The 21,943-nt window shown below is 65.7% G+C and carries 26 protein-coding genes; 14 read left to right on the forward strand and 12 right to left on the reverse strand.

Annotation, left to right across the window (positions count from 1 at the left end; all coding sequences use genetic code 11):
* Both ACLPJJ_RS09960 and ACLPJJ_RS09965 read right to left on the reverse strand, forming a co-directional pair.
* The coding region (locus tag ACLPJJ_RS09960) for a HAMP domain-containing protein (protein ID WP_443590822.1) at positions 1-1,115 on the reverse strand (1,115 nt) is incomplete at its 3' end.
* 35 nt (positions 1,116-1,150) lie between these two features.
* Positions 1,151-1,867: a response regulator gene (locus ACLPJJ_RS09965; protein WP_443590823.1), complete on the reverse strand. Its 717-nt coding sequence runs from the start codon at positions 1,865-1,867 to the stop codon at positions 1,151-1,153.
* A 286-nt stretch (positions 1,868-2,153) separates the two neighbouring features.
* Here ACLPJJ_RS09965 and ACLPJJ_RS09970 point away from each other — a divergent pair, with 286 nt between their 5' ends.
* Genes ACLPJJ_RS09970 through ACLPJJ_RS09980 form a run of 3 tightly spaced genes read left to right on the forward strand, consistent with a single transcriptional unit; the run spans position 2,154 to position 5,185 of the window.
* Positions 2,154-3,275, forward strand: a complete 1,122-nt coding sequence (locus ACLPJJ_RS09970) for a type III PLP-dependent enzyme (protein WP_443590824.1) — start codon at positions 2,154-2,156, stop codon at positions 3,273-3,275.
* Positions 3,276-3,299: 24 nt separating this feature from the next.
* A complete protein-coding gene (locus tag ACLPJJ_RS09975) occupies positions 3,300-4,001 on the forward strand; it encodes a dienelactone hydrolase family protein (RefSeq protein ID WP_443590825.1) in 702 nt (233 codons plus the stop codon).
* Positions 4,001-5,185 (forward strand): hypothetical protein, encoded by a 1,185-nt coding sequence (locus ACLPJJ_RS09980; RefSeq protein ID WP_443590826.1) that lies wholly within the window; start codon positions 4,001-4,003, stop codon positions 5,183-5,185. Before ACLPJJ_RS09975 ends, ACLPJJ_RS09980 begins: the two co-directional genes overlap by 1 nt.
* A gap of 12 nt (positions 5,186-5,197) precedes the next feature.
* Here the strand turns inward: ACLPJJ_RS09980 and mnmE are convergent, their stop codons facing one another.
* The 9 genes from mnmE to minC form a co-directional block, all read right to left on the reverse strand.
* Positions 5,198-6,466 carry a tRNA uridine-5-carboxymethylaminomethyl(34) synthesis GTPase MnmE gene (mnmE, locus tag ACLPJJ_RS09985; protein ID WP_443590827.1) on the reverse strand — a complete coding sequence of 423 codons (1,269 nt, stop codon included), beginning with the start codon at positions 6,464-6,466 and terminating at the stop codon, positions 5,198-5,200.
* A gap of 5 nt (positions 6,467-6,471) precedes the next feature.
* Positions 6,472-8,247, reverse strand: a complete 1,776-nt coding sequence (gene ptsP / locus ACLPJJ_RS09990; RefSeq protein ID WP_443590828.1) for a phosphoenolpyruvate--protein phosphotransferase — start codon at positions 8,245-8,247, stop codon at positions 6,472-6,474.
* Entirely contained in the window at positions 8,234-8,515 is a 282-nt protein-coding gene (locus ACLPJJ_RS09995) for an HPr family phosphocarrier protein (protein ID WP_443590829.1), read from the reverse strand. The genes ptsP and ACLPJJ_RS09995 overlap by 14 nt, the downstream gene beginning before the upstream one ends.
* Before the next feature lie 4 nt (positions 8,516-8,519).
* Complete coding sequence (locus ACLPJJ_RS10000; protein ID WP_443590830.1) at positions 8,520-8,936, reverse strand: PTS sugar transporter subunit IIA; 417 nt, start codon at positions 8,934-8,936, stop codon at positions 8,520-8,522.
* Positions 8,937-8,946: 10 nt separating this feature from the next.
* On the reverse strand, positions 8,947-9,846 hold the full coding sequence (rapZ, locus tag ACLPJJ_RS10005; protein ID WP_443590831.1) for an RNase adapter RapZ: 900 nt from the start codon (positions 9,844-9,846) through the stop codon (positions 8,947-8,949).
* Positions 9,843-10,271, reverse strand: coding sequence for an HPr kinase/phosphorylase (locus tag ACLPJJ_RS10010; protein ID WP_443590832.1), 429 nt, complete (start codon positions 10,269-10,271; stop codon positions 9,843-9,845). The genes rapZ and ACLPJJ_RS10010 overlap by 4 nt, the downstream gene beginning before the upstream one ends.
* 78 nt (positions 10,272-10,349) lie before the next feature.
* Positions 10,350-10,610 carry a cell division topological specificity factor MinE gene (minE, locus tag ACLPJJ_RS10015; RefSeq protein ID WP_443590833.1) on the reverse strand — a complete coding sequence of 87 codons (261 nt, stop codon included), beginning with the start codon at positions 10,608-10,610 and terminating at the stop codon, positions 10,350-10,352.
* Positions 10,607-11,428 (reverse strand): septum site-determining protein MinD, encoded by an 822-nt coding sequence (gene minD, locus ACLPJJ_RS10020; protein ID WP_443590834.1) that lies wholly within the window; start codon positions 11,426-11,428, stop codon positions 10,607-10,609. Before minD ends, minE begins: the two co-directional genes overlap by 4 nt.
* A gap of 35 nt (positions 11,429-11,463) precedes the next feature.
* Positions 11,464-12,177 (reverse strand): septum site-determining protein MinC, encoded by a 714-nt coding sequence (gene minC, locus ACLPJJ_RS10025; RefSeq protein WP_443590854.1) that lies wholly within the window; start codon positions 12,175-12,177, stop codon positions 11,464-11,466.
* A 275-nt stretch (positions 12,178-12,452) separates the two neighbouring features.
* Here minC and hcp point away from each other — a divergent pair, with 275 nt between their 5' ends.
* From hcp to ACLPJJ_RS10040, 3 genes are all read left to right on the forward strand, one after another.
* Positions 12,453-14,120: a hydroxylamine reductase gene (gene hcp, locus ACLPJJ_RS10030; RefSeq protein WP_443590835.1), complete on the forward strand. Its 1,668-nt coding sequence runs from the start codon at positions 12,453-12,455 to the stop codon at positions 14,118-14,120.
* Positions 14,121-14,183: 63 nt separating this feature from the next.
* Entirely contained in the window at positions 14,184-15,197 is a 1,014-nt protein-coding gene (locus tag ACLPJJ_RS10035) for an FAD-binding oxidoreductase (RefSeq protein WP_443590836.1), read from the forward strand.
* A gap of 30 nt (positions 15,198-15,227) precedes the next feature.
* A complete protein-coding gene (locus ACLPJJ_RS10040; RefSeq protein WP_443590837.1) occupies positions 15,228-15,668 on the forward strand; it encodes an Rrf2 family transcriptional regulator in 441 nt (146 codons plus the stop codon).
* Here the strand turns inward: ACLPJJ_RS10040 and ACLPJJ_RS10045 are convergent.
* On the reverse strand, positions 15,665-16,687 hold the full coding sequence (locus tag ACLPJJ_RS10045) for a site-specific DNA-methyltransferase (protein WP_443590855.1): 1,023 nt from the start codon (positions 16,685-16,687) through the stop codon (positions 15,665-15,667). The genes ACLPJJ_RS10040 and ACLPJJ_RS10045 overlap by 4 nt on opposite strands.
* A gap of 258 nt (positions 16,688-16,945) precedes the next feature.
* Here ACLPJJ_RS10045 and ACLPJJ_RS10050 point away from each other — a divergent pair, with 258 nt between their 5' ends.
* The 8 genes from ACLPJJ_RS10050 (at position 16,946) to ACLPJJ_RS10085 (ending at position 21,828) form a co-directional block, all read left to right on the forward strand.
* A complete protein-coding gene (locus tag ACLPJJ_RS10050) occupies positions 16,946-17,248 on the forward strand; it encodes an AtpZ/AtpI family protein (protein WP_443590838.1) in 303 nt (100 codons plus the stop codon).
* An 11-nt stretch (positions 17,249-17,259) separates the two neighbouring features.
* Positions 17,260-18,012: a F0F1 ATP synthase subunit A gene (locus ACLPJJ_RS10055; RefSeq protein ID WP_443590839.1), complete on the forward strand. Its 753-nt coding sequence runs from the start codon at positions 17,260-17,262 to the stop codon at positions 18,010-18,012.
* 38 nt (positions 18,013-18,050) lie between these two features.
* Complete coding sequence (locus tag ACLPJJ_RS10060) at positions 18,051-18,287, forward strand: ATP synthase subunit C family protein (RefSeq protein WP_443590840.1); 237 nt, start codon at positions 18,051-18,053, stop codon at positions 18,285-18,287.
* Positions 18,287-18,856 (forward strand): F0F1 ATP synthase subunit B family protein, encoded by a 570-nt coding sequence (locus ACLPJJ_RS10065; protein ID WP_443590841.1) that lies wholly within the window; start codon positions 18,287-18,289, stop codon positions 18,854-18,856. The genes ACLPJJ_RS10060 and ACLPJJ_RS10065 overlap by 1 nt, the downstream gene beginning before the upstream one ends.
* A gap of 3 nt (positions 18,857-18,859) precedes the next feature.
* The gene (locus tag ACLPJJ_RS10070) at positions 18,860-19,375 is read left to right on the forward strand and encodes a F0F1 ATP synthase subunit B family protein (protein WP_443590842.1); all 516 of its coding nucleotides are present in this window, start codon (positions 18,860-18,862) and stop codon (positions 19,373-19,375) included.
* A 168-nt stretch (positions 19,376-19,543) separates the two neighbouring features.
* On the forward strand, positions 19,544-20,356 hold the full coding sequence (locus ACLPJJ_RS10075) for an ABC transporter substrate-binding protein (protein ID WP_443590843.1): 813 nt from the start codon (positions 19,544-19,546) through the stop codon (positions 20,354-20,356).
* A gap of 60 nt (positions 20,357-20,416) precedes the next feature.
* Complete coding sequence (locus tag ACLPJJ_RS10080) at positions 20,417-21,127, forward strand: ABC transporter permease (protein ID WP_443590844.1); 711 nt, start codon at positions 20,417-20,419, stop codon at positions 21,125-21,127.
* Positions 21,124-21,828, forward strand: a complete 705-nt coding sequence (locus ACLPJJ_RS10085) for an ABC transporter permease (protein WP_443590845.1) — start codon at positions 21,124-21,126, stop codon at positions 21,826-21,828. The genes ACLPJJ_RS10080 and ACLPJJ_RS10085 overlap by 4 nt, the downstream gene beginning before the upstream one ends.
* Positions 21,829-21,943 lie beyond the last annotated feature (115 nt).

Below are 21,943 nucleotides of genomic sequence, written 5' to 3' on the forward strand. Positions count from 1 at the left end.
TTGGTCAGCGCCCGCTTCAGCGCCAGCGGCCGGGCGCGCACCGTCCAATGCGGCGGCCCCTCATATGCCAGGCGTGACGCCGCCTCGGGCCGCGCATCGCCCGCCTCGTCCAGCAAGGTCCGCAGCAGTTCCGCCATGTCCAGCGCCGACACCGCCTCGCCGGTGCGCGCGTCGCGGCCGAACGCCAGGGTGGCGGAGACCATCGCCTCCAACTCCTCCAGGTCCGCCAGCACCTTGCCGCGCTGTTCGTCGTCCTCGATGAACTCGGCGCGCAGCTTCAGCCGGGTGATCGGCGTGCGCAGGTCGTGGCCGATGGCGGTGAGCAGGAAAGTGCGGTCCTCGACGAAGCGCCGCACCCGCGCCGCCATGGTGTTGAACGCGGCAGCGGCGGTGACGATCTCGGATGGCCCCGTCTCTGGCAGCGGCCGCGCGTTGGCGACATCGCGCCCTAAAGCCTCGGCCGCGGCGGCGAGAGTCTTCACCGGCTCCAGCAACTGCCGCACAGCCCAGGTGATCATGAGCGCGCCGAGCACCGTCATCACCATGTACGCGGTGGCGAAGCCGGGCGAGCGCCAGGGGGCCGGCGGCGGCAGCGTGGAGGTGATGGTGAGCCAAGATGTCGGGGGTACCATCGCCGACAAGTCGGGCGGCCCCATGCCGAACAGAGGCGGGTTGCCGCCATTTGGCGGCGGCAAGCCGCCTCCCAGCCCAATGGGGAACGGCAGGTTATCCGGCATGCCGAAGCTGATGATGTAACGCGGCGGGAACCCCTGCATGCGCAGCAGCAGCCCGTGCGGGTGGATGGGAGGTGGGATGCCGTAATCGATGATCGCTGCGCGGATGGCGTTCCGCGCGTCCATCGGCATGGTATAGGTGTTGGCAAGCGGCGGCAGCAAAGAGAGGCTGACCGTGTCGCCCTTGGGTAGCGGCTCCTTGGCCAGCAGGGCGGGGCGGTCTTCCGGCGCGGTGAGGGCAATGTGCCGGTAGATGATGACGGCGCGCGTGGCGAATTCCTGCTCCTCCCCTAGTTGTTGCAGGCGCACCTGATTCACGGTGTGAATCAGCAGCCCGAGCAGCTGGATCAGCGCGAAGCCGGTCAGCAGGATGAGGATCATCCGCCGCGCCAGGCTGTGGGGCAGGGGGAGTAGTTTCAAAGCCGTTCGACGGGAGTGGAAAGCACGTAGCCGCCGCCGCGCACGGTCTTGATCAGCTGGGCGTTGCGTCCGTCATCCTCCAGCTTGCGGCGCAGGCGGGAGACGGCGACATCGATGGCGCGGTCGAACGGCCCGGCTTGGCGGCCGCGCAGCAGGTCGAGCAGCATGTCGCGCGTCAGCACGCGGTTGGGGCGGTCCAGCAGGGCCACCAGCAGGTCGTACTCACCGCCGGTGATGGAGACTTCCACCCCGCTCGGATCGAGCAGGCGGCGGCGCGCGGTCTCCAGCGACCAGCCGGAGAATTTGTAGGTTTTGGCGTGTTCGGGGGCGCGCTCCTCGGAGTCGCCGGTCCGGCGCAGCACGGCGCGGATGCGGGCCAACAGCTCACGCGGGTTGAACGGCTTGGTCACGTAATCGTCAGCGCCCAGCTCCAGCCCTATGATGCGGTCCGTCTCCTCCGCCATGGCGGTAAGCATGATGATCGGCACGTTGGTCTCCGACCGGAACCAGCGGGCGAGGTCCAGCCCGCCCTCGCCGGGGAGCATCAGGTCCAGCACCACCAACTGGTAATGCCCGTTGACGAAGGCCCGGCGCGCCTCCTTGCCGTCGCGCGCGGTGGTCACGCGTAGGCGCTGGCGTTCCAGGAACTTCGCCAGCAGGTCGCGGATTTCACGGTCGTCGTCGACGATGAGAATATGCGGCAGCGTTTCCATGTCTGTTACAATAGCGGTGCTGATGGCTCTTGGGCAGGCCAAGTTGCACTTGGTGACAATTTGCCGTCCGCCGAAAAATAATTCTTGCGCCGCGGGAGTGATGGTCCTACATGCGCGCCCACGCAGCAACGTACGTGCCTCTGCCGGTCTCCGGTTACGCAACGGCGTCAAGCGTTCTGGCAGCACAGCCGGGAGAAATCCTGGAAGTTGGCTGGTTCGTTCGACCGTTTTGTAACCATGCCCGTCGCCTCAACAGGCGGGTATTTTATGAGAAAGGATGAGGGCGATGACTCCCAAAATCGCTTCGTTTCTTGACACCATGCCGGCAACCCCGTGCCTGGTGCTGGACCTTGACCGCGTGGCCGAGAATTACGCCGCGCTGCGCCGCGCTTTGCCGGCCGCGAAGATCTACTACGCGGTGAAGGCGAACCCGGCCGCGCCGATCCTCGACCTGCTCGCCGGGCGCGGCTCCTGCTTCGACGCCGCCTCCCTGCCGGAGATCGAGGCGTGCCTCGCCGCCGGTGCGCCGGCTTCGGCCATCTCCTTCGGCAACACGGTGAAGAAGCCCTCCGCCATCGCCGCCGCGCATAAGCATGGCGTGCCGCTCTATGCCTTCGATTCCATCGAGGAGCTGGAGAAGATCGCCGCGCACGCCCCGGGCGCCAAGGTGTATTGCCGCATTGCCGTGAACAACGAGGGCGCGGAATGGCCGCTCTCGAAGAAATTCGGCACCACGCTGGACCGCGCCAAGGCCCTGATGTTGGCTGCGCCCGGGCTGGGGCTGGTGCCGCATGGGCTGTCCTTCCATGTAGGCAGCCAGCAGACGGGTGCTGCCGCCTATGAGATGGCGATCGCCGAGGTGGCGATGCTGTTCACCGACCTGAAGGCGCAGGGCGTGGAGCTGAAGATGCTGAATCTCGGCGGCGGCTTCCCGATCCGCTACCTGGAGGACGTGCCGGAGACCGATGCGTTCGGCAGCACGATCATGGATGCGATGGTCAAGCATTTCGGCAATGACCTGCCGGAGATGCTGATCGAGCCGGGCCGCTCGATGGTCGGCAATGCGGGCGTGGTGGCCTCCGAGGTGGTGCTGGTGTGCCGCCGCATGGAAGCCGATCCGCGCCGCTGGGTGTACCTGGACATCGGCCGCTATGGCGGGCTTGCCGAAACCGAGGGCGAGGCGATCCGCTACCGGATCACCGCTGGCAACGGACAGATGGGCCCGGTGGTGCTGGCTGGCCCCTCCTGCGACGGCATGGACGTGATCTACGAGAAGACGCCGTATCACCTGCCGCTGTCGCTCAAATCGGGCGACCGCGTGCTCATCCACGACGCCGGCGCATATGTGACAACCTACGCGAGTCAGAACTTTAATGGTTTCGCGCCGCTCCAAGAGTATTATGTATAGCGCAGTTCCAACAGGGAGAGCGCTATGTATGAGATCAAGCTGAAGGCCGCGGACGGCGCGGGTGAGTTCACCGCCTATGTGTGGGAGCCCAAGGGTACGGGCGAAGCCGGCGCGGTCGTCTTGATCCAGGAGATCTTCGGGGTGAATGATGCCCTGCGCGCCACGGGTGAGGAACTCGCCGCGCAGGGCTTCATCGCCGTGGCACCGGATCTGTTCTGGCGCCAGGAACCGGGGGTGAACCTGACCGACAAGACCGAGGCCGAGTGGACGCGGGCCTTTGCCCTGATGAACGGCTTCGACCAGGACAAGGGCGTGGAAGACCTGAAGGTGACGCTGGCCGCCGCCCGCGAACTGCCCCGCTGCAACGGCAGCGCCGGCACCATGGGCTTCTGCCTCGGCGGGCGCTTGGCGGTGATGATGGCCACGCGCTCCGACGCCGATCTGAACGTGTCCTACTACGGTGTCGGGCTCGATGAATTGGCTGATGAATTTGACAACATCGCCGCGCCGCTGATGCTGCACATCGCCGAGAATGATGAATTCGTTCCCCCGGCGGCGCAGGAGAAGCTGCTCGACGCGCTGGAAGACAGCGAGTGGGTCGATGCCTTCATCTATCCCGGCGCGCAGCATGCCTTCGCCCGCGTGAACGGCGTGCATTACGATGCGCGCGCCGCGACCATCGCCAACGGGCGCACAACGGAGCTCCTGGCGGAAATCCTGGAGTGATGCTCCGGCGCCGGGGGCTGCTCGCCGGTACTGGAGCAGTCCTGGCGCTGCCCTGGCCTGGGCGGGCGGACGACCTGGGCACCGCCTGCGTGCAGGCGGTGCGGGGACAGATGGCGGCATTGGGCGATGGTCCGGTGCTGCTCAATTCCTATCTGGTGCAGGCTGGCTCGGCCGCGGGTGATTTCGACATCACCCAGGCCAACGCAGCCTATGTGTACGACAACGCTTTGGCCGGGCTGCTGCTGCTGGCCGCCGGGTATCCGGCGGAGGCAAAGCGCATCGCCCAGGCGCTTGAGAGCGCGCAGGCGCATGACCGGAAGTTCGCCGATGGCCGGCTGCGCAATTGCTACCAGGCCGGGGGGATGGCGCAGCCCGCGAAGCTCGCCGGATTCTGGGACGCCAAGGCCGGGCGCTGGGACGAGGACCCGTATCAGGTCGGCACGGATAGCGGCCCCCTTGCCTGGGCTATGCTGCTATGGGCGGCGCTGGGCATGACTGCCCCGGCCAACCGGGCGGGTAATTTTCTCGACCAGGAATTGCGCGCGCCTTCCGGCTATTACGGCGGGCTTTATGGATATGACCCGGCGCAGATTCAGTTGACCTGGCAGAGCACCGAGCAGAATGTCGATCTGGCGGCGGCGTTCCGCGCGCTTGGCCGGGCCGAGGATTCGGCGCACGCGGCGGGATTCGTGCAAAGCATGTTCGACCTGAGCGCCGGGCGTTTCGACTCCGGCGCAGGGGCGGACGGGGCGGTGAACCATCTGGCCGCGGCGGATGCCGGGATCTGGCCTTATCTCGCCGGGCTGGGGAGCGAGGTGTCCGCGCTGAACGCCATCGGGACGCTGCAACGTGGAAGCGGCATCGGGTTTTCCGATGCGAGCGACGGCATATGGCTGGAGGGCACGGCCTTCGCCGCGTTGGCGCTGAAGCAGATGGGGCATTTGTCCTTCGCGGAATCATTCCTGGCCACTGTGGCGAAAAACATCTCGCCAGAAGGCTATGTTTACGCAACGATATCGCCAAGCCTGGCGACCGGGCTTACGGTTGGTCCGTCGTTGCGCCAGGGCGTGCCGGCGCAGGTCTTCAACTATTACCGGCGTCCGTCCTTAAGCGCGACATGCTGGGCCGGGCTGGCGGCGTTGGGCGTGAACCCGCTGGCGGCACCGGGGAATACGCGAGGCTGAACGCTGGCGTTTCTACTTCCCGATACAAAACCCCGAGAACACGGCGTCGAGAATTTCTTCGACGCCGATAATGCCGACAAGCCGCGCGAGGGCCTGAGCTGCGGTGCGTAACTCCTCGCCGCGCAATTCGGGGTCATCCAATTGCAGGGCGGCATCCAGCGCCGCTTCCGTATCCCGCACGCAGGCGATCTGGCGCGGGCGAGCGAGTGCAGCGGCGCCTTTGGTGTCGGTAAGTTCCTGCGCTGCCGCAGCGAGTTTCTCGCGCAGCATTGCCATGCCGTGCCCGGTTTTCGCCGAAACGGAAAAGCCCCCGGTTAAGCCGAGATCTGATTTGGTATGAATCTGCAATGATTGAATCCCCGAAGGCGCTTCAGGAAAGTCTTCACCAGGGGCCGCAACCAGCAGCAGGAAATCCGCTTTCGCCGCCCGCGCCCGCGCGCGTTTCACGCCTTCGGCCTCGATCACGTCCACGGTGTTGCGTAGCCCGGCTGTATCCGTGATGTGCACCGGCACGCCGCCGAGATCGATCCGCACGCCCACTGCATCGCGCGTGGTGCCGGGGATGTCGGAGACGATGGCGATGTCTTCGCCCGCCAGAGCGTTGAGCAAGGTGGACTTGCCGGCATTGGGCGCGCCGAGGATGACGAATTCCAGCCCCTCGCGCAGGCGCTCCGCCGCCGGTGCGGCGGCAAGGGCGGCGCGCATCTCATCGCGCAGCGCGGCGATGCCGGAAAGCAGCGCGGCCTCCACCTCCGGCGGCAGATCCTCGTCCGGAAAATCGATCAGCGCCTCCTGCTGGGCCATGATCTGCCGCAGCCGCTCGCGCCAGCTTGCGCAGGCCGTGTGCAGGGAGGTTGCGCCCTCAAGGGCCATGGCCCGCTGCGCCTCGGTCTCCGCGGCGATGAGATCGGCCATCGCCTCGGCCTCCAGCAAATCCATCTTGCCGTGCTGATGCGCGCGGCGGGAGAACTCCCCCGGCTCGGCGGGGCGCACGCCCAGCGTAGCAAGTGCCTCGCTCACCGCCGCCAGCACCGCGCGGCCGCCATGCAGCGAGAACTCGGCGACATCCTCGCCGGTGAAGCTGTACGGCGCGGGGAAGGTGACGATCAGCGCCTCATCGAGGTGCCGCCCGGCATGCGTAAGCGGGCGCAGGCTGGCACGGCGCGGGGGCGGCAATCCGCCCGTGAGTTTCGCGGTTATATCGAGTGTCGCCGGGCCGGAAAGGCGCAGCACGGTGACGGCACCGCCGCGCCCGGTGATGGGGGCGAAAATCGTGCTCATGCGGGTTACGGTTCGGCGCTGGCCAGGATGTCCCGCACCGCATCAGCCGAGGGTGCGGCCAGGGCGTCCCCGGCCAAGCGCTCGCAGGTGCGCAGGCTGGTGGCGCGGATGGCCTGCTTCACCAGGGGTACGGCGTTGCCATGCATGGAGAGCTGGCGGATGCCCAGGCCAACCAGCAGGGGCGTGGCTTGCGGGCGGGCGGCCAGCTCGCCGCAAAGCGAGACGGGAATGCCAGCATCGGCGGCGAAGCTGGCGGTAAGGTGGATGAGGCGCAGCACCGCCGGCTCCAGCGGGTCGTAGAGCTTCATCCCGGCCGGCAGGCTGCGGTCCGCCGCCAGCGTGTACATGGTGAGGTCGTTGGTGCCGATGGCGAAGAAATCCGCGTGCAGGGCCAGCACAGGCGAGGCCAGCGCCGCCGCCGGGGTTTCCACCATGATGCCGAGCGGCGGCAAGGTTTCCGGCAGGGTGATGGTCTTGCGGCGCTTCAGCCGGCGCCAGACGCGGGTCAGCGCCTCGCGCGTTGCCTGCACCTCGGCGGCCACACTGACCATCGGCAGCAGGATCCGCACCGGGCCGTGTGCTGCGGCGCGGAGAATGGCGGCAAGCTGGGTTTCCAGCAGCGGGGGGTGGCGCAGCAGCAGGCGGATGCCGCGCAGACCCAGTGCCGGATTCGCTTCCGGGGCCTCCGGCAGGTAGCGCGAGAGCGCATCCACCTCCTTGTCCGAGCCCCAGTCCAGCACGCGGATGGTCACCGGGTCGCCATCCATGGCCTCCACGATGTCCTGGTAGATGCGGGCCTGCGTGTCCTCGTCCGGCGCGGTTTCGCGGTTCATGAACATGAATTCCGAGCGCAGCAGGCCGATGCCATGCGCGCCGGACTCGGCGATCAGGGCGAGTTCGAAGGGCAGTTCCAGATTCGCCTGCAACTCGACAGGCGTGCCGTCCTTGGTGATGGCGGGCAGGCGCTGCAGGCGCGCCAGCGCGCGGCGGGCGCGGGTCAGCGCCGAAAGTTTCTTCCGCGCCGCCTCCAGGCTGGCCTTGCTGGGGTTGAGGACAATCTCGCCGGTATCGCCATCGACAATAGCCAGGCTGCCGGGGGAGGCGGCGTCGAGCACACCAGCCGCGCCCAATACGGCTGGCAGGCCCAGGGCGCGAAGCATGACCGCCGTGTGGCCCTCCGCCCCGCCTTCCGCCGTGATAATGCCGGCGAAACGCGAGGGCTGGATCAGCGCGGCATCGGCCGGGCGCAGATCCTGCGCGGCGAGGACGCTGCCCTGGGCAAGTGCTGTGAAGCTGCGGAAGGGCTGGCGGGTGAGGTTGCGCAGCATGCGGCGGCCAAGCTCGCGCACTTCCTCAGCGCGGCGGTTGCGTCCGGCGCGGTCCGCCCCTGGCTGGGCGAGGGTCGCCTCGGCCTGCGCTTCCGCCTCGGCATGAACGGCGGCTTCCGGGCAGAGCAGATCCTCCTGCATGCGGGCCTTGATGCCGCGCAGCAGCCGGGAGGGGCCGAGCATGTGCAGGTACACATCCATCATCGGCGCGATTTCCGCCTGGGAATCCTCCGGCAGCGCTGCCAGACGGTTCTTCAGCTTCTGCAGCTGGTGGCGCGAGCGCGCCACAGCCTCCTCCAGCCGCGCCAGCTCTGGCGCGACCTCGGCGGCGGTGAGTTTTTTAGTGGAGACGACGAGGTCCGGCTCTGTGGCCTCGTGGACCGGACCAATGCCGATGCCAGGCGAGACAGGATGGCCGGTGAAGCGCTGTTCCCTGCGCCTAGTCTGTTTCATTGAAGCCGGCCTCGATCAGCCCGGCGATGGCATCGAGCGCTTCCTTCGCGTCGAACCCCTCGGCCGAGAGGCGCACCGTGCAACCGATTCCAGCACCCAGCATCATCAAACCCATGATCGACCGCGCGGAGACGGATTGCCCGTCCTTGGCAACCTCCACGCTGGCGGAAAACCGCTCGGCCAGGTTCACGAGCTTCGCCGCGGCGCGCGCATGCAGGCCGCGCTTGTTGACGATGCCGACATCGACGGAAATCAACGTGCCGTCCATGCCGTTACTCCGCGGCGCGGCAGGCGGGAGCCTGAAGCTCGTGCCCGTTGCAGATATATTTCTTACCGGCGGCCTCGGCATGGGCCACGGCCTCGGGCAGCGTCTCCTGGCCGCGGATCTTTGCCAGCTTGACCAGCATCGGCAGGTTGACGCCGCCGATGATCTCCACCCCCGGCTGGGCCGCCATCGACATGGCGAGATTGCTCGGTGTGCCGCCGAACATGTCGGTGAGCAGGATCACGCCGTCGCCGGCATCCACCTCCGCCATGCGCCGCGCGATCTCCGCCCGCTGCCCCTCGAATTCGGCGTCCGATTCGATACAGACGGTAGCAAGATTTTTCTGCTTGCCGACGACATGCTCCATAGCGTCGCGCAGCGCATTGGCGAGGCCGCCATGGGTGACAAGGACCATACCGATCATTTGAAGAGGCTCATTCTTTCGCGGATATTTCCGGGGTCGCGCTCGCGGTCGTGAACCGGGCGGCCTCGCGATGCGTGACGCCGACGCGCCAGCCCAGATTAGCTAGGTGAGTGCTGAGTTTTTCGATCATGTAAACAGATCTGTGTTGTCCGCCGGTACATCCGATACATATTGTTGCATATTTTTTTCCCTCTTGCACGAAGCGCGGGAGCAAAAATTCAACGATATCCGTGACTTTCTGGAAGTATGTCGTAAAATCAGGGTCTTGCTCGATGAAACTGCCAACCTCCGGGTCGCGGCCGCAGAGGGGTTGCAGGGCGGGGTCGTAATGCGGATTGCGAAGGAATCGGGCATCGAACACCAGATCGGCTTCCGGTGGCAGCCCTGCCCGGTAGGCGAAAGACATCAGGGAGATCACCATGCCCGGGGCCGCTTCGCCGAAATGCTGCTCGATGAGCGCGCGCAGGCGGGGCAGGGGCAAAACCGAGGTGTCCATCAGCCAGTCGGCGGTGCGGGCGAGCGGTGCTGTGAGCTGGCGCTCAAGCGCAATGCCCTCGGCGATGGCGCCGGATTGCGCCAGCGGGTGGCGGCGCCGGGTTTCCGAGTAGCGGCGCAGCAGCGCTTCCTCGCTGGCGGTGGCGAAGACCAGGGACGGGACGAGGTTCGCGTGCTGGCGTAGCTGGTGCAGCGACTCCAGCACGGCTTCCGCCGCGAAACCGCGCGAACGGGCATCCACGCCGATGGCGAGATTCTTCTCCGCCCGGGTCGCCAGCGTGACCAGCGTGTCGAGCGGCGGGTTGTCCACGGTCTCGAAGCCGAGATCTTCCAGTACACGCAAAATTGATAATTTGCCCGCACCGGAAAGGCCGGTGACCAGCACGATCTGCAGCTTGGCGGGCGGAGGATTCATACGCTGAAGGCGCCGGCGAGCTGGGGGATGCGGCCGCAGGCGGCCTCGAGCGCCAGGGCGGCGCGCTCAGGCGCGGAGGCCAGGGCAGGGTCCAGGGTGATTTCCGGGAGGTCCAGCACCGCATGGCGGCGGGGCATGGGCAGGCGCTCCGGCTGCACGCCAAGCTGGATGACGAGGCGCAGCCGCGCCTGCGGCAGGCAGGGCAGGCGGAAAATGCCAAGGCCGCGGACTTCCAGCAGTCCGGCCAGAGCCTCGGGCGCGCGGGCGATGCCGTTTTCCACCAGTACCTGGTCGTCGGCCACCAGGGCGAAGCCCCGGTTGATCAGGCGCAGCAACAGGTCCGATTTGCCCGCCCCGGCGGGGCCGAGCAGCAATACGGCATCGTCACCGTCCGGTGTTTGGCGGGCGGCACAGGAGGCGTGCATGCGCATGATGCGCGGAATGTGGCAAATTTTGGGCGAGTGGGAAAGGGGAGTGGTTGCAGCCCCCCTATTCCGCACCGGCTAGCTGGCCTTTACCACGTTCTGCGGCATCTCAATGTCGATCTCGAGGGTCGAGATTTGGGCGCTGCGGTCCAGCTTCACGTTCACCTTATCGCGGTCGATGGCGATGTGTTTGGCGATGACGGCCAGGATTTCCTCCTGCAGGATGGCGGCGAGATCGGCGCGGCCGGTCAGGGCGCGTTCATGCGCCAGCAGAAGCTGCAGCCGCTCGCGCGCCACCGGGGCGGAGCGTTTGCGGACAAAGATGTCAAAAATGCTCATGCCACCGCCTTCCGACCAAAGAGCTTGCCGAACAGCCCCTGCTGCTTCTCCACCGGCGTGGTAAGTTCCACCGTCTCGCCGAGCAGGCGCCGGGCGGCGTCGGCATAGGCGCGGGCAGCGGTGGAGGCTGGGTTGTGCAGCGTCACCGGGCAGCCGAGATTGGAGGCGTTCAGCACGTCCGTGCTTTCCGGCACGATGCCCAGCAGCGGAATGGCGAGAATATCCAGCACGTCATCCACGCCCAGCATCTCGCCCCTGGCGGCGCGGGCCGGGTTGTAGCGCGTCAGCATCAGGTGCTTCTCGAAGGTCTCGCCGTTTTCCGCGCGCAGGGTCTTTGAGTCGAGCATGCCGATGATGCGGTCGGAATCGCGCACCGAGGAGATTTCCGGGTTGGTCACCACCACGGCAAGGTCGGCGAAGCGCATGGCGAGCATCGCGCCCTTCTCGATGCCCGCCGGGCTGTCGCAGATGATCCAGTCGAACTTCTGGCGCAGCTCGTCGATAACGGATTTCACGCCTTCCTCGGTCAGCGCGTCCTTGTCGCGGGTCTGCGAGGCGGCGAGCAGGGAGAGCGTGTCGATCCGCTTGTCCTTGATCAGCGCCTGGGCAAGCTTGGCGTCGCCCTGCACGACGTTGACGAGGTCGAACACCACCCGGCGTTCCGCGCCGAGCACGAGGTCGAGGTTACGCAGGCCGACGTCGAAATCGACGACCACAACATTCTGGCCGGCCTGTGCCAGCGCCGAGCCGAGAGAGGCGCTGGTCGTGGTTTTGCCGACGCCGCCCTTGCCCGAGGTTACCACCATGACTTTCGACATGCGATTTACAGCTCCTTCTCTGTTGTCCGGCGCGTTCATGCCAGGGCCGCAATATTAAGCACGCCGTCCTCGAGTCGGACCTGTGCTGCGCGATTATTAAACGTGGAACTCCAGCTTTCCGGCGTGTCGTACACCCCATCGATGGCGACGAGCTCGGCGCTGAATTTATGGCAGAAGATGCGCGCATTGGCACCCGCGCGCAGCCCGGCGATGGCCCGGCCGCGCAGGGCACCATAGATATGGATGGAGCCGCCGGCGATGACCTCGGCCCCTGAGGCAACAGCACCGATGATGGTGACGTCCCCCTCCTCGAAGATGACGGACTGGCCTGAGCGCACCGGGCGGTCGATGAGCAAAGAGGTGACGGCCGGTACAGCCGGGGTGGGCAGCTTGTCGTCGGGGATTTCCAGCAGCTTGCCGCCCAGGTCCTCGCGGTCCTGCTGCTTCTGCCGCAAATCCGGCAGCCCGGCCCAGCGCGTGCCGGCAAGCTCGGCGGGCTCCAGCCCTTCCACGGCGATAATATAAAGGCCGCGGGCTTCAAGCGCCGAGACGACGTCTTCAAGCTTGGCCCCGTCGCCACGCGCGGCGGTCAGATTGATGACGATGGGCTTGTTCACGAAGTAGCTGGCGGCACGGCGCAGCTGATCGTCGAGCGCCGTGAACCAGGCATCGAGCGGCGGTTCCGGCGCCAAAATCAGGGCCATGAAGCTGCGCCCGCGGATGCGCAGTGTTGGCAGCGCGGCGGTCACCGGCAAGGTGGGCACACCCCGTGGCCCAGCGCCGCGCGCGGCGGCGTATTGTTCAAAAAGATCAGCTTGCGAACAAGCATTTTTTGAAAATATTGGGGCATTTCATTACAATCCGATAAGCAGATGGGCCGATTCAGGTCAAGGGTTTCTGTGGAGTGTTTTCCTAACCTTTGATCCATATCAAGGACCGTCCGCGAAGAAAGGTTCAGGTGAAATGCACCTTATGCGGCTGGCGCGTCCCCGTATCAGGGCCAACATTTTCAGGGATTACCCATATGTTTTGCTTCCAGTGTGAACAGACCTCGCGTGCCGACGGTGTTGCGGGCTGCCACAGCGCCAAGGGCGTGTGCGGCAAGGACGAGACCACCGCCGACCTGCAGGACGTGCTGATCTACCAGCTCAAGGGCCTCGGCCAGTACAGCGCGCGCCTGCACAAGCTCGGCCAGCCGGACCGGGCGACGGACAGCTTTATCATGTATGGCCTGTTCACCACACTGACCAACGTGAACTTCAACCGCGCGGTGTTCATGGAACTGATCGCCGAGGCGGCGCGGATTCGCGACCGGCTGCGTGACGCCTACGAGGCTGCCACAGTGAAGACCGGCAAGGTGCCGGGGCAGCTGAGCGGCCCGGCGCGGTTCGAGCCGTCCGGCACGCTGCCGGGCCTGCTGGCCCAGGCGATCGTGGCCTCCGTGCGCGCTGGCGCCGAGGTTGTGGGCGAGGATGTGGTCGGCCTTCGCGCTTTGGTGCTGTACGGGCTGAAGGGCGTCGCCGCCTATGCCCACCATGCCGAGGTGCTCGGCCAGGCGAAGGACGAGATTTACGCCGGTATCGCCCATGCGCTGGATTTCCTCGCCACCGACCCGGTGGACATCAACGCGCTGCTGGAAGAGGCACTGGCCCTCGGCCATCTGAACTATGCCGTGATGGAGACGCTGGACGCGGCCAATACCGGCAATTTCGGCACCCCGGCCCCGACCTCAGTCCGCACCACGCCGGTCGCCGGCAAGGCCATCCTGGTCTCCGGGCATGATCTGCGCGATCTGCACAACATCCTGGAAGCCACCAGGGACAAGGGCATTAACGTCTATACCCATGGCGAGATGCTGCCCGCCCACGGCTATCCCAAGCTGCACGCCTATCCGCACCTCGTGGGCAATTACGGCGGGGCCTGGCAGAACCAGCAAGCCGAGTTCGCCGCTTTCCCCGGCCCGATCGTGATGACCTCGAACTGCCTAATCGAGCCGCAGGCGAGCTACCGCAACCGCATCTTCACCGCCGGGCCGGTGGGCTGGCCGGGCATCCGCCACATCAAGAACGACGACTACGCCCAGGTGGTGCAGGCGGCCCTGGCCATGCCGGGTTTTGCCGAGACCGCGCCGGAGAAGAGCATCCTCGTCGGCTTCGCGCGGGATACCGTGCTCAGCGTGGCAGGCACGGTGGTGGATGCGGTGAAGAGCGGCGCGATCAAGCACTTCTTCCTGATCGGCGGGTGCGACGGCGCGGCCCCGGGCCGCAACTACTACACCGACTTCGCCGACCATGCGCCCCAGGACACGATGGTGCTCACCCTGGGCTGCGGCAAGTACCGCTTCAACACGCATGATTTCGGCACGATCGGCGGCCTGCCGCGCCTGCTCGATATCGGTCAGTGCAACGACACCTACTCCGCTATCCAGATCGCCCTGGCGCTGGCCAATGCCTTCGAGTGCGGGGTGAACGACCTGCCGCTGTCGCTGGTCGTCTCCTGGTTCGAGCAGAAGGCCGCCGCCGTGCTGCTCACCCTGCTGGCGCTGGGCGTGCGCAATGTGCGGCTCGGGCCGAGCCTGCCCGCCTTCCTCACCCCCACGCTGCTGAACGTGCTGGTGGAGAAGTTCGGCGTGCTGCCCATCACCACGGCGGACGCGGATATCGCGGCCTCCCTCAACCGCCAGGCGGCGTAACCGGCAGGAGCAACCCAGGGGCTTCGGCCTCTGGGTTGCTCCGTTTCTGCGAGGATCAGCAACATGGTTGTGACATTGGTGACGCGCGATGCGGCGCGGCTGGAGTTTCCCTGCGCCTCGGGCCAGGACGTGATGGCGGCGGCGGAGGCGGCGGGGTTTTATCCGCCCGCGATGTGCCATGAGGGCAGTTGCGGCCTGTGCCAAGCGCGGGTGGTCGAGGGGGCTTATGAGATGGGCCCGCACAGCGCCTCGGCCCTGCCAGCCGGACCGGGTGGCGTGCTGCTGTGCCGCTGCCTGCCGCAGGGCGATCTGACCGTTGAGTTACCTTGCGCCGATGCCCAAGTGGGGCGGCATAAGACTCCGGTGCGCGAGGCTGCCATCGAGGCGATGGGGCCGGCCGGGGCCGGGGCGGTGGCGCTGACACTGCGGCTGAAGCCGGACGCGGAACTGGGGCTGGCGGCCGATTTCATCCCCGGCCAGTACATGGAGCTGACGATCCCGGGCACGGAGGTCCGCCGCGCCTATTCGCTGGCCAATCTGCCGAACTGGGACGGGCGGCTGGAGTTCATCATCCGGCTGCAGCCGGGCGGGGCATTTTCCACCTGGCTGAGCGAGCGCGCGGCGGTTGGGGATGCGCTCAGCGTGCGCGGGCCGCTCGGGCATTTCGTGCTGGACGAGGCGAGCCCCCGCCCGCGCTGCCTGGTGGGCGGCGGCTGCGGCATGGCGCCGATTCTCTCCATGCTGCGGCACATGGCGGATTTCCAGGACTCGCAGCCGGTGCACCTGATCTACGGCGCCAACCGGGAGGAGGAGCTGCTGCCGGAGGAGGAGATCGCCGCTCTGCGCGCGGTCCTGCCGCAGCTGGGGGTGACGCTGAGCGTGTGGCACCCCGGTCCGGACTGGGGCGGCTTTGCCGGTACGGCGGCGCAGGCGCTGGAGGCATACCTTGCCCATGCCGCCGAGACGCCGGACATATACGTGTGCGGCCCCCCGAAGATGCTGGATGCCGTCACGGCGGTCGCACGGGCGCGCGGTGTGCCGGAAGCGCAGATCTTCGCCGAGCGGGTGCAGAGTTGAGGCGCGCCGCCCGCGGAGGTAGGGTGTGCCATGCACCTGACGCGATTTACTGATTACGGTCTCAGAACGCTCATCTATCTGGCGCTCCAGCCGGAGAAGCTTGGGATGATCGCCGAGATCGCCCAGGCCTACCAGATCTCCGAGAGCCACATGACCAAGGTCGTGCATAAGCTCGGCCAAGCGGGGCTGATCGAGACGATCCGTGGGCGCAATGGTGGTATGCGCCTGGCCCGGCCAGCAACGGAAATCGGGCTGGGCGACGTGGTGCGCGCGCTGGAGCCCGAGCTGGCTTTGGTCGAGTGCCAGGCCGGGGCATTTTGCGCTATTGGCGGGATCTGCCGGCTGCAATCCATTGTGAACGAGGCGCAGGACGCGCTGTTGGGCGTGCTGGACAAATACAAGCTGTCGGACGTGGCGGGGCCGGAGAGCAAGGCGTTACGCCGCCGCCTGGGGGTGGGCGCGGACGCTTAGGCCTCGTGGCTTTCCTTGCGCAGCACGTCGAGCGGCAGCAGCGCGCCGTCGCGCTCGAAATGCCAGAAGGTCCAGCCATTGCAGGACGGCGCGTTCTGCACCGCTGCCCCCACCTGATGGATGGAGCCGCGATGCGGGCCGGAGACGAGCTGACCCTCCGCCGTCACCTCGGCGCCGAAGCGGCGCTGCTTGTCCATCACCTGCGTGCCGGGGCGGATGATGCCGCGCTCGACAAAGCTGCCGAAGGCGATGCGCGGGGCCTCGCGCCCGCTCGGGGGCGCGACCACGGCGCTCTTGGGCGCGCGCTCTTCGGCCTTCAGGCGCCCCCAGGCAGCCTCGACATAGGCCGGGTGGCGCTCAATGCCGATGAAATGCCGGTGCAGACGCTTGGCCACCGCCGCCGTGGTGCCGGTGCCGAGGAACGGGTCCACGATGACGTCGCCCGGGCTGGTGGAGGCCATGATGACGCGGTGCAGCAGGGCCTCGGGCTTCTGCGTGGGGTGCAGCTTCAACCCATGCGTGTTCTTCAGCCGCTCGGACCCGGTGCAGAGCGGCAGCGTCCAGTCCGAGCGCATCTGCAGGTCGTCGTTCAGCGACTTCATCGCCTGGTAGTTGAACTTGTAGCGGCTCTGCTGGCTCTTGGCCGCCCAGATCATCGTCTCATGCGCGTTGGTGAAGCGCCGTCCGCGGAAATTCGGCATCGGGTTGGTCTTGCGCCAGATCACGTCGTTGAGGATCCAGAACCCCATGTCCTGCATCATCGCGCCGATGCGGAAGATGTTGTGGTACGAGCCGATGACCCAGATTGTCCCATCCTTGAGCAGAACGCGGTGGCACTCGGCCAGCCAGTCGCGGGTGAAGGCGTCGTAGGCCGCGAAGTCGGAGAAGCGGTCCCAGTCCTCGTCCACCCCATCCACCAGGCTGTCATCCGGGCGGCGCAACTCGCCCCGCAGCTGCAGGTTATACGGCGGGTCGGCGAAAATGCAGTTTACCGACGCGTCAGGCAGCATGCGCAGCATTGTCCCGGCGTCGCCGAGCAATATCTGGTCCAGCGGCAATTCGCGCAGCACTTCCACGGGCAAGGCGGATCCTCAAAATTACGGAAATATCGTTTAAACTGGCTTCTGGCCCGTAACCGCGTCAACAGCGGGCGGGCAGATTTTGGGTCGGTGGTGTTAAAGAGCAAGATTATACGGCTATGTATTCTTGACAGGTCAGGGGGGGATGGGTAGCAACCCGCCAACGTCTAGGCGGTTAAAACCGCTGAAAACAGGTGCATGAACGAAAGTCGGGATAAAGCTGCGTTTGAACAGCGGCTCAAAGCGGCGGAAGACGCCGCGGCGGGCCCCAAGCGCGAAGCGGCTGAAGGCAATGCCAGTTCCGCGCGTCGCGCGATCGAGCTGGCTATGCGTCTGGGCGTTGAGATGGTGGCCGCGATGGTCATCGCCGTGGTGGTTGGCTGGGGGCTGGACAAGCTCTTTCATACCTCACCCTGGCTGATGATCCTCATGGTGCCAGTGGGTATGGTGGCCGGGTTGCGCAACTTGCTTCGCGCGTCCGGTGGAAAAACAGGCGGCTGAACGGGATAGACATGGCAGGACCGACGATCGACGCGCTGGGACAATTCAGCCTCACCACGGGCCTTGGCAGCCTTGGCCGTGCCGTCAACTTCACCAATTCCAACGAGGCGATGCTCGGCGCTGCCGTGATCATCGTCGCCGTGTTTGCCCTCGGCCTGAAGAGCCGCGCCCTGGTGCCGGGCCGCGCGCAGTCGCTGGTCGAGATGCTCTACGAATTCGTGCACAGCATGTGCGTGGACACGATCGGCGAGGAAGGGCTGCGTTTCTTCCCTCTGGTGTTCACCATCTTCAGCTTCATCCTGCTCGGTAATCTGATCGGGCTGTTCCCCTATTTCTTCGCCTTCACCAGCCATATCGCGGTCACGCTGGCGCTGGCGCTGTTCGTGTTCGTGTTCTCCACCGGCGTGGGGTTCTACACGCACGGCTTCAAGTTCCTGAAGTTCTTCGTGCCCGAGGGCGTGCCGGTGTGGTTGTTGCCGCTTCTGGTGCCCATCGAGATCATTTCCTACCTCTCCCGTCCCGTCTCCCTCTCGGTTCGTTTGTTCGCCAACATGACCGCCGGGCACGTGATGTGGGAGGTGTTCGCTGGCTTCATGCTGCTGCTCACCGCGAGCCTCGGCGTGCTCGGCGCCTTCGCCTCCGTGGTGCCGCTCAGCCTGAACGTGGCCCTGGCGGCGCTGGAGCTGCTGGTTGCCGGGCTGCAGGCCTATGTGTTCGCCATTCTCACCTGCCTGTATCTGCACGACGCCGTGCATATGCACTAAGACTTCGCCAATAAAGTTTCTCGGAAAGGAATAGTTACATGGATCCTCAGTCTGCCGCTCTGCTCGCCAAGGACGTTGGCGCGGGTCTCGCCACCATCGGTGTCGCCGGTGCCGGTGTCGGTATCGGTAACCTGTTCGGCGCGTTCGTGTCCGCCTCTGGCCGCAATCCGGCGGCGCGCGACGGCCTGTTCAAGGACGTACTGCTGGGCTTCGCGCTGACGGAAGCCGTCGCGCTGTACGCCCTGGTCATCGCGCTGGTCATTCTGTTCACCTAATGCGCCGCTTTAGCACCGCTCTCCTGCTGGTTCTGGCGCCTTCGGCCGCACTGGCCGAGGGCACCATGCCGCAGATGGATTTCGCCAACCCGCTCACCCTGGATCAGGTGGGCTGGATGGCGGTCATCCTCGTGGTGCTGTATCTGCTGCTTTCGCGCTGGGGCCTGCCGGAAATCGGCAAGGTGCTGGAACACCGCGCCGGGGTGATCGCCAGCGATCTCGCCGCGGCGCGCGCGGCCAAGCTCGGGGCGGACCAGGCGGTGGCGCAACTCAATGCGACCATCTCCCAGGCCCGCAGCGCCGCTCAGGCCGAGGTGGCGAAAGCCGTGGCCGAGGCCAAGGCCGATGCGGCGGCGAAAGCCGCTGCGCTGGCCAGCCAGCTGGAGGCGAAGCTCGCGGAGTCCGAGGCGCGGATTGAAGCCGCCCGGGCCGCGGCCCTGGCCGCCATCAAGCCCGTGGCCGCGGAGGCAGTCAGCTCCATCCTTTTGAAACTGACGGGCAGCCAGCCCGCGGAAGATAGGCTCGCCCAGCGCCTCGACGAAGCGCTGGCCGCGCGCAAGGCGGCATAAGCTATGGAATACCAAGCTCTCTCCGGCGGCGCCTTTTACACCCACGGCTCGTTCTGGGTCTTCGTGGCGGTTGCCATCTTCGCGCTCCTCGCCGGGCGCAAGATTTTGGCGGCCATCACCTCCATGCTCGATGCCCGCGCCAAAAGCGTGAGCGACGCGCTGGCCGAAGCCGCGCAGCTGAAGGCGGAGGCGGAGGTCATCCTCGCCGATGCCAAGGTGCGCCAGGCCCAGGCCGTGGAAGACGCGAAGAAGATCCTGCAGACAGCGCAGCAGGAAGCCATCAGCCTGGCCGCTGCCATGGCTGCCGAGGCGGAAGCCGCCGCCAAGCGCCGCGAGCATATGGCGGTTGAGCGCATCGCCGCCGCGGAAGCCGCTGCGGTGAACGAGGTGCGTGCCGCCGCCATCGACATTGCCACCACGGCCTCCGCCGCACTGCTGCGCGAGAGCTTCGGTGCGCAGGCCGATGCCGCGCTCGTCGACCACGCCATTGCCGGCGTGCCGGTTGCGCTGCGGGCTTAAGCTCCGCCACTGCCACAATACGAAGCCAGGGGCCGAGGTCCCTGGCTTTTTTCTTGCGGGTTGCAGGGCGGCTCCGCATTTGCGCGCGCAGATGATTTCGGTAATGATAATGGCTGTTACGTCATTGCGGCTGACGCATTGATGTATCTATCAACATGGGAGAATGCGATGAAGCAGATTTTCGCGCCGGTGGTTGCCGGGCTTTGCGTGCTTGGCATTGTTGCTGCGCCGGGCGCGGCGCATGCCAAGGCCTTCACCGAGATCAAGTTCGGGGTGGACGCGACTTACCCGCCTTTCGAGAGCCTCTCCCCCAGCGGTGAGTTCCAGGGCTTCGACATCGATCTCGGCAAGGCAATCTGCGCCGAGCTGAAGGTGAAGTGCGTGTTCGTCAGCCAGAGCTTCGACGGCATCATCCCCGCCCTGGAGGCCCGCAAGTTCGACGCCATCCTGTCCTCGATGACCGTGACGCCGGACCGCGCCAAGCAGATCAATTTCTCCTCCGAGATGTATAACGAGCCGACCGCCCTGATCACCAAGAAGGGCTCTGGCCTGGAGCCGACCGCCGCCAGCCTGAAGGGCAAGACCGTGGGCGTTGAGGCCGGCACCATCCAGGAGACCTACGCCAAGACCTATTGGCAGCCGCAGGGCGTGAATGTCGTCTCCTATCCGGGTCAGGACCAGGTCTATGCCGACCTGCTTTCCGGCCGCCTGGATGCCTCCCTGCAGGATTCGGTTGAGGCCGATTACGGCTTCCTCAAGACGCCGAAGGGCGCTGATTACGCGTTCGGCGGTAATGTCACCTACGATCCGCAGGACGTGCTTGGCTCTTACATCGCCGTTGGCGTGCGCAAGGACGAGCCCGAGCTGCTGAAGAAGATCGACGAGGCGATCGCCGAGATCATCAAGAACGGCACGTACAAGAAGATCGAGGCGAAGTATTTCAACTTCGACGTTTACGGCGCCACGCCGGCCGCGAAGTAATCTCTGTTCTCTCCGGCCCCGGCGGCAACCGCCGGGGCCATTTCTGCTTCGGGAAATAGAATGTTAGATCTGGCCGGATACGGGCAGCAGATTTTTTCCGGCACGGTGACAACCATCGAGTTGTCCGTGCTGTCGCTGATCCTGTCCTTTATCATTGGGCTGCTCGGCGCCTCGGCCAAGCTGGCGAAAAGCCGGGTCTTGCGCGGCATGAGCACGGTGTACACGACCCTCATCCGCGGTGTGCCGGACCTGGTGCTGATGCTGCTGATCTTCTACTCGCTGCAGATCTGGCTGAACGATTTCTCCGATTACCTCGACTCGCTCCAGAACAGCATCGATTTCGAGTTTCCGCTTGATCCCTTCACCAGCGGCGTGATCACGCTGGGTTTCATCTATGGCGCCTATTTCACGGAGACCTTCCGTGGTGCCTTCCTGGCTGTGCCCAAGGGGCAGTTGGAGGCCGCCCGCGCCTTTGGCATGCGGCCGATGCTGGTGTTCCGCCGCATCCTGTTCCCGCAGATGATGCGCTACGCCCTGCCGGGCATCGGCAATAACTGGCAGGTGATCCTGAAGGCCACGGCGCTGGTTTCGCTGATCGGGCTGTCCGATGTGGTGAAGGCGGCGCAGGCGGCGGGCGAGGCGACCTTCCGCACCTTCTTCTTCATCTCCGTCGCCGGGCTTGTCTATCTGGTGCTTACGGTCATTTCCAACGGCGTGCTCATGTTTCTTCAACGCAAATATGCGGTCGGCGTGCGCAAGGCGGCGCTATGATCGGCATTATCCAAGCCTATTGGCAGGCTCTGCTGTATTCCGATGGCTACCGGATGACCGGGCTGGCCATGACGCTCTGGCTGCTGGTGATCTCCTGCGGCATCGGCTTCTGCCTGGCGGTGCCGCTGGCCGTGCTGCGCAATGCGCGTAACCCGCTGCTGTGGTTCCCGGTGTGGCTGTATACGTTCCTGTTCCGCGGCACGCCGCTCTATGTGCAGCTGCTGCTGATCTACACCGGCATTTACGGGCTGGATTTCATCCATAACACCGCGCCGTTCAACGAATTCTTCCGCCAGGGACTCAACTGCACCATTCTCTCCTTCGCGCTCAACACCGGCGCCTACACCACCGAGATCTTCGCCGGTTCGATCAAGGAGACCTCGCATGGCGAGGTGGATGCCGGGCTGGCTATGGGCATGTCCCGCTTCACGCTGTACCGGCGCATCATCATCCCCTCGGCGCTGCGGCGCGCCCTGCCGGTCTACAGCAATGAGGTGATCCTCATGCTGCACGCCACCACGCTGGCCTTCACCGCGACGGTGCCGGATATTCTGAAAGTCGCCAACGACGCCTATTCGGCGACCTATGACCCGTTCGACTGCTTCGGCGTTGCCGCGCTGATCTATCTCTGTGTGTCGTTCGGGCTGATCTTCCTGTTCCGCAGGGCGGAGCGGCATTTCCTCGCCTATCTGAGCCCCTGATAGTCTGTATGGGGGGCGGATGCCCCCAGCGAGCAAGCTTAAATGTCACAAAAATTTTAATGTCGCGCACACTTCAAGATAATTTTGTTAAATTGTAATATTTTGCTCTTTATCA

Source organism: Acidocella sp., assembly GCF_052326845.1.
In the GTDB taxonomy this organism is placed as follows: Bacteria; Pseudomonadota; Alphaproteobacteria; order Acetobacterales; family Acetobacteraceae; genus Acidocella.

Bases quoted from the DNA above. Each gene is read 5' to 3' on its own strand.
- ACLPJJ_RS09980 (WP_443590826.1), top strand. From the start codon at position 4,001: ATGCTCCGGCGCCGGGGGCTGCTCGCCGGTACTGGAGCAGTCCTGGCG.
- ACLPJJ_RS10035 (WP_443590836.1), top strand. From the start codon at position 14,184: ATGGTTGTGACATTGGTGACGCGCGATGCGGCGCGGCTGGAGTTTCCC.
- ACLPJJ_RS10085 (WP_443590845.1), top strand. From the start codon at position 21,124: ATGATCGGCATTATCCAAGCCTATTGGCAGGCTCTGCTGTATTCCGAT.
- ACLPJJ_RS10000 (WP_443590830.1), bottom strand. From the start codon at position 8,936: ATGATCGGTATGGTCCTTGTCACCCATGGCGGCCTCGCCAATGCGCTG.
- ACLPJJ_RS09965 (WP_443590823.1), bottom strand. From the start codon at position 1,867: ATGGAAACGCTGCCGCATATTCTCATCGTCGACGACGACCGTGAAATC.
- ACLPJJ_RS10050 (WP_443590838.1), top strand. From the start codon at position 16,946: ATGAACGAAAGTCGGGATAAAGCTGCGTTTGAACAGCGGCTCAAAGCG.
- ACLPJJ_RS10055 (WP_443590839.1), top strand. From the start codon at position 17,260: ATGGCAGGACCGACGATCGACGCGCTGGGACAATTCAGCCTCACCACG.
- ACLPJJ_RS10065 (WP_443590841.1), top strand. From the start codon at position 18,287: ATGCGCCGCTTTAGCACCGCTCTCCTGCTGGTTCTGGCGCCTTCGGCC.
- ptsP (WP_443590828.1), bottom strand. From the start codon at position 8,247: ATGAAACAGACTAGGCGCAGGGAACAGCGCTTCACCGGCCATCCTGTC.
- ACLPJJ_RS10060 (WP_443590840.1), top strand. From the start codon at position 18,051: ATGGATCCTCAGTCTGCCGCTCTGCTCGCCAAGGACGTTGGCGCGGGT.
- mnmE (WP_443590827.1), bottom strand. From the start codon at position 6,466: ATGAGCACGATTTTCGCCCCCATCACCGGGCGCGGCGGTGCCGTCACC.
- ACLPJJ_RS09995 (WP_443590829.1), bottom strand. From the start codon at position 8,515: ATGGACGGCACGTTGATTTCCGTCGATGTCGGCATCGTCAACAAGCGC.
- ACLPJJ_RS09975 (WP_443590825.1), top strand. From the start codon at position 3,300: ATGTATGAGATCAAGCTGAAGGCCGCGGACGGCGCGGGTGAGTTCACC.
- minD (WP_443590834.1), bottom strand. From the start codon at position 11,428: ATGTCGAAAGTCATGGTGGTAACCTCGGGCAAGGGCGGCGTCGGCAAA.
- ACLPJJ_RS10040 (WP_443590837.1), top strand. From the start codon at position 15,228: ATGCACCTGACGCGATTTACTGATTACGGTCTCAGAACGCTCATCTAT.
- ACLPJJ_RS10010 (WP_443590832.1), bottom strand. From the start codon at position 10,271: ATGCACGCCTCCTGTGCCGCCCGCCAAACACCGGACGGTGACGATGCC.
- ACLPJJ_RS10080 (WP_443590844.1), top strand. From the start codon at position 20,417: ATGTTAGATCTGGCCGGATACGGGCAGCAGATTTTTTCCGGCACGGTG.
- minE (WP_443590833.1), bottom strand. From the start codon at position 10,610: ATGAGCATTTTTGACATCTTTGTCCGCAAACGCTCCGCCCCGGTGGCG.
- ACLPJJ_RS10070 (WP_443590842.1), top strand. From the start codon at position 18,860: ATGGAATACCAAGCTCTCTCCGGCGGCGCCTTTTACACCCACGGCTCG.
- ACLPJJ_RS10075 (WP_443590843.1), top strand. From the start codon at position 19,544: ATGAAGCAGATTTTCGCGCCGGTGGTTGCCGGGCTTTGCGTGCTTGGC.
- hcp (WP_443590835.1), top strand. From the start codon at position 12,453: ATGTTTTGCTTCCAGTGTGAACAGACCTCGCGTGCCGACGGTGTTGCG.
- ACLPJJ_RS09970 (WP_443590824.1), top strand. From the start codon at position 2,154: ATGACTCCCAAAATCGCTTCGTTTCTTGACACCATGCCGGCAACCCCG.
- ACLPJJ_RS10045 (WP_443590855.1), bottom strand. From the start codon at position 16,687: ATGCTGCGCATGCTGCCTGACGCGTCGGTAAACTGCATTTTCGCCGAC.
- rapZ (WP_443590831.1), bottom strand. From the start codon at position 9,846: ATGAATCCTCCGCCCGCCAAGCTGCAGATCGTGCTGGTCACCGGCCTT.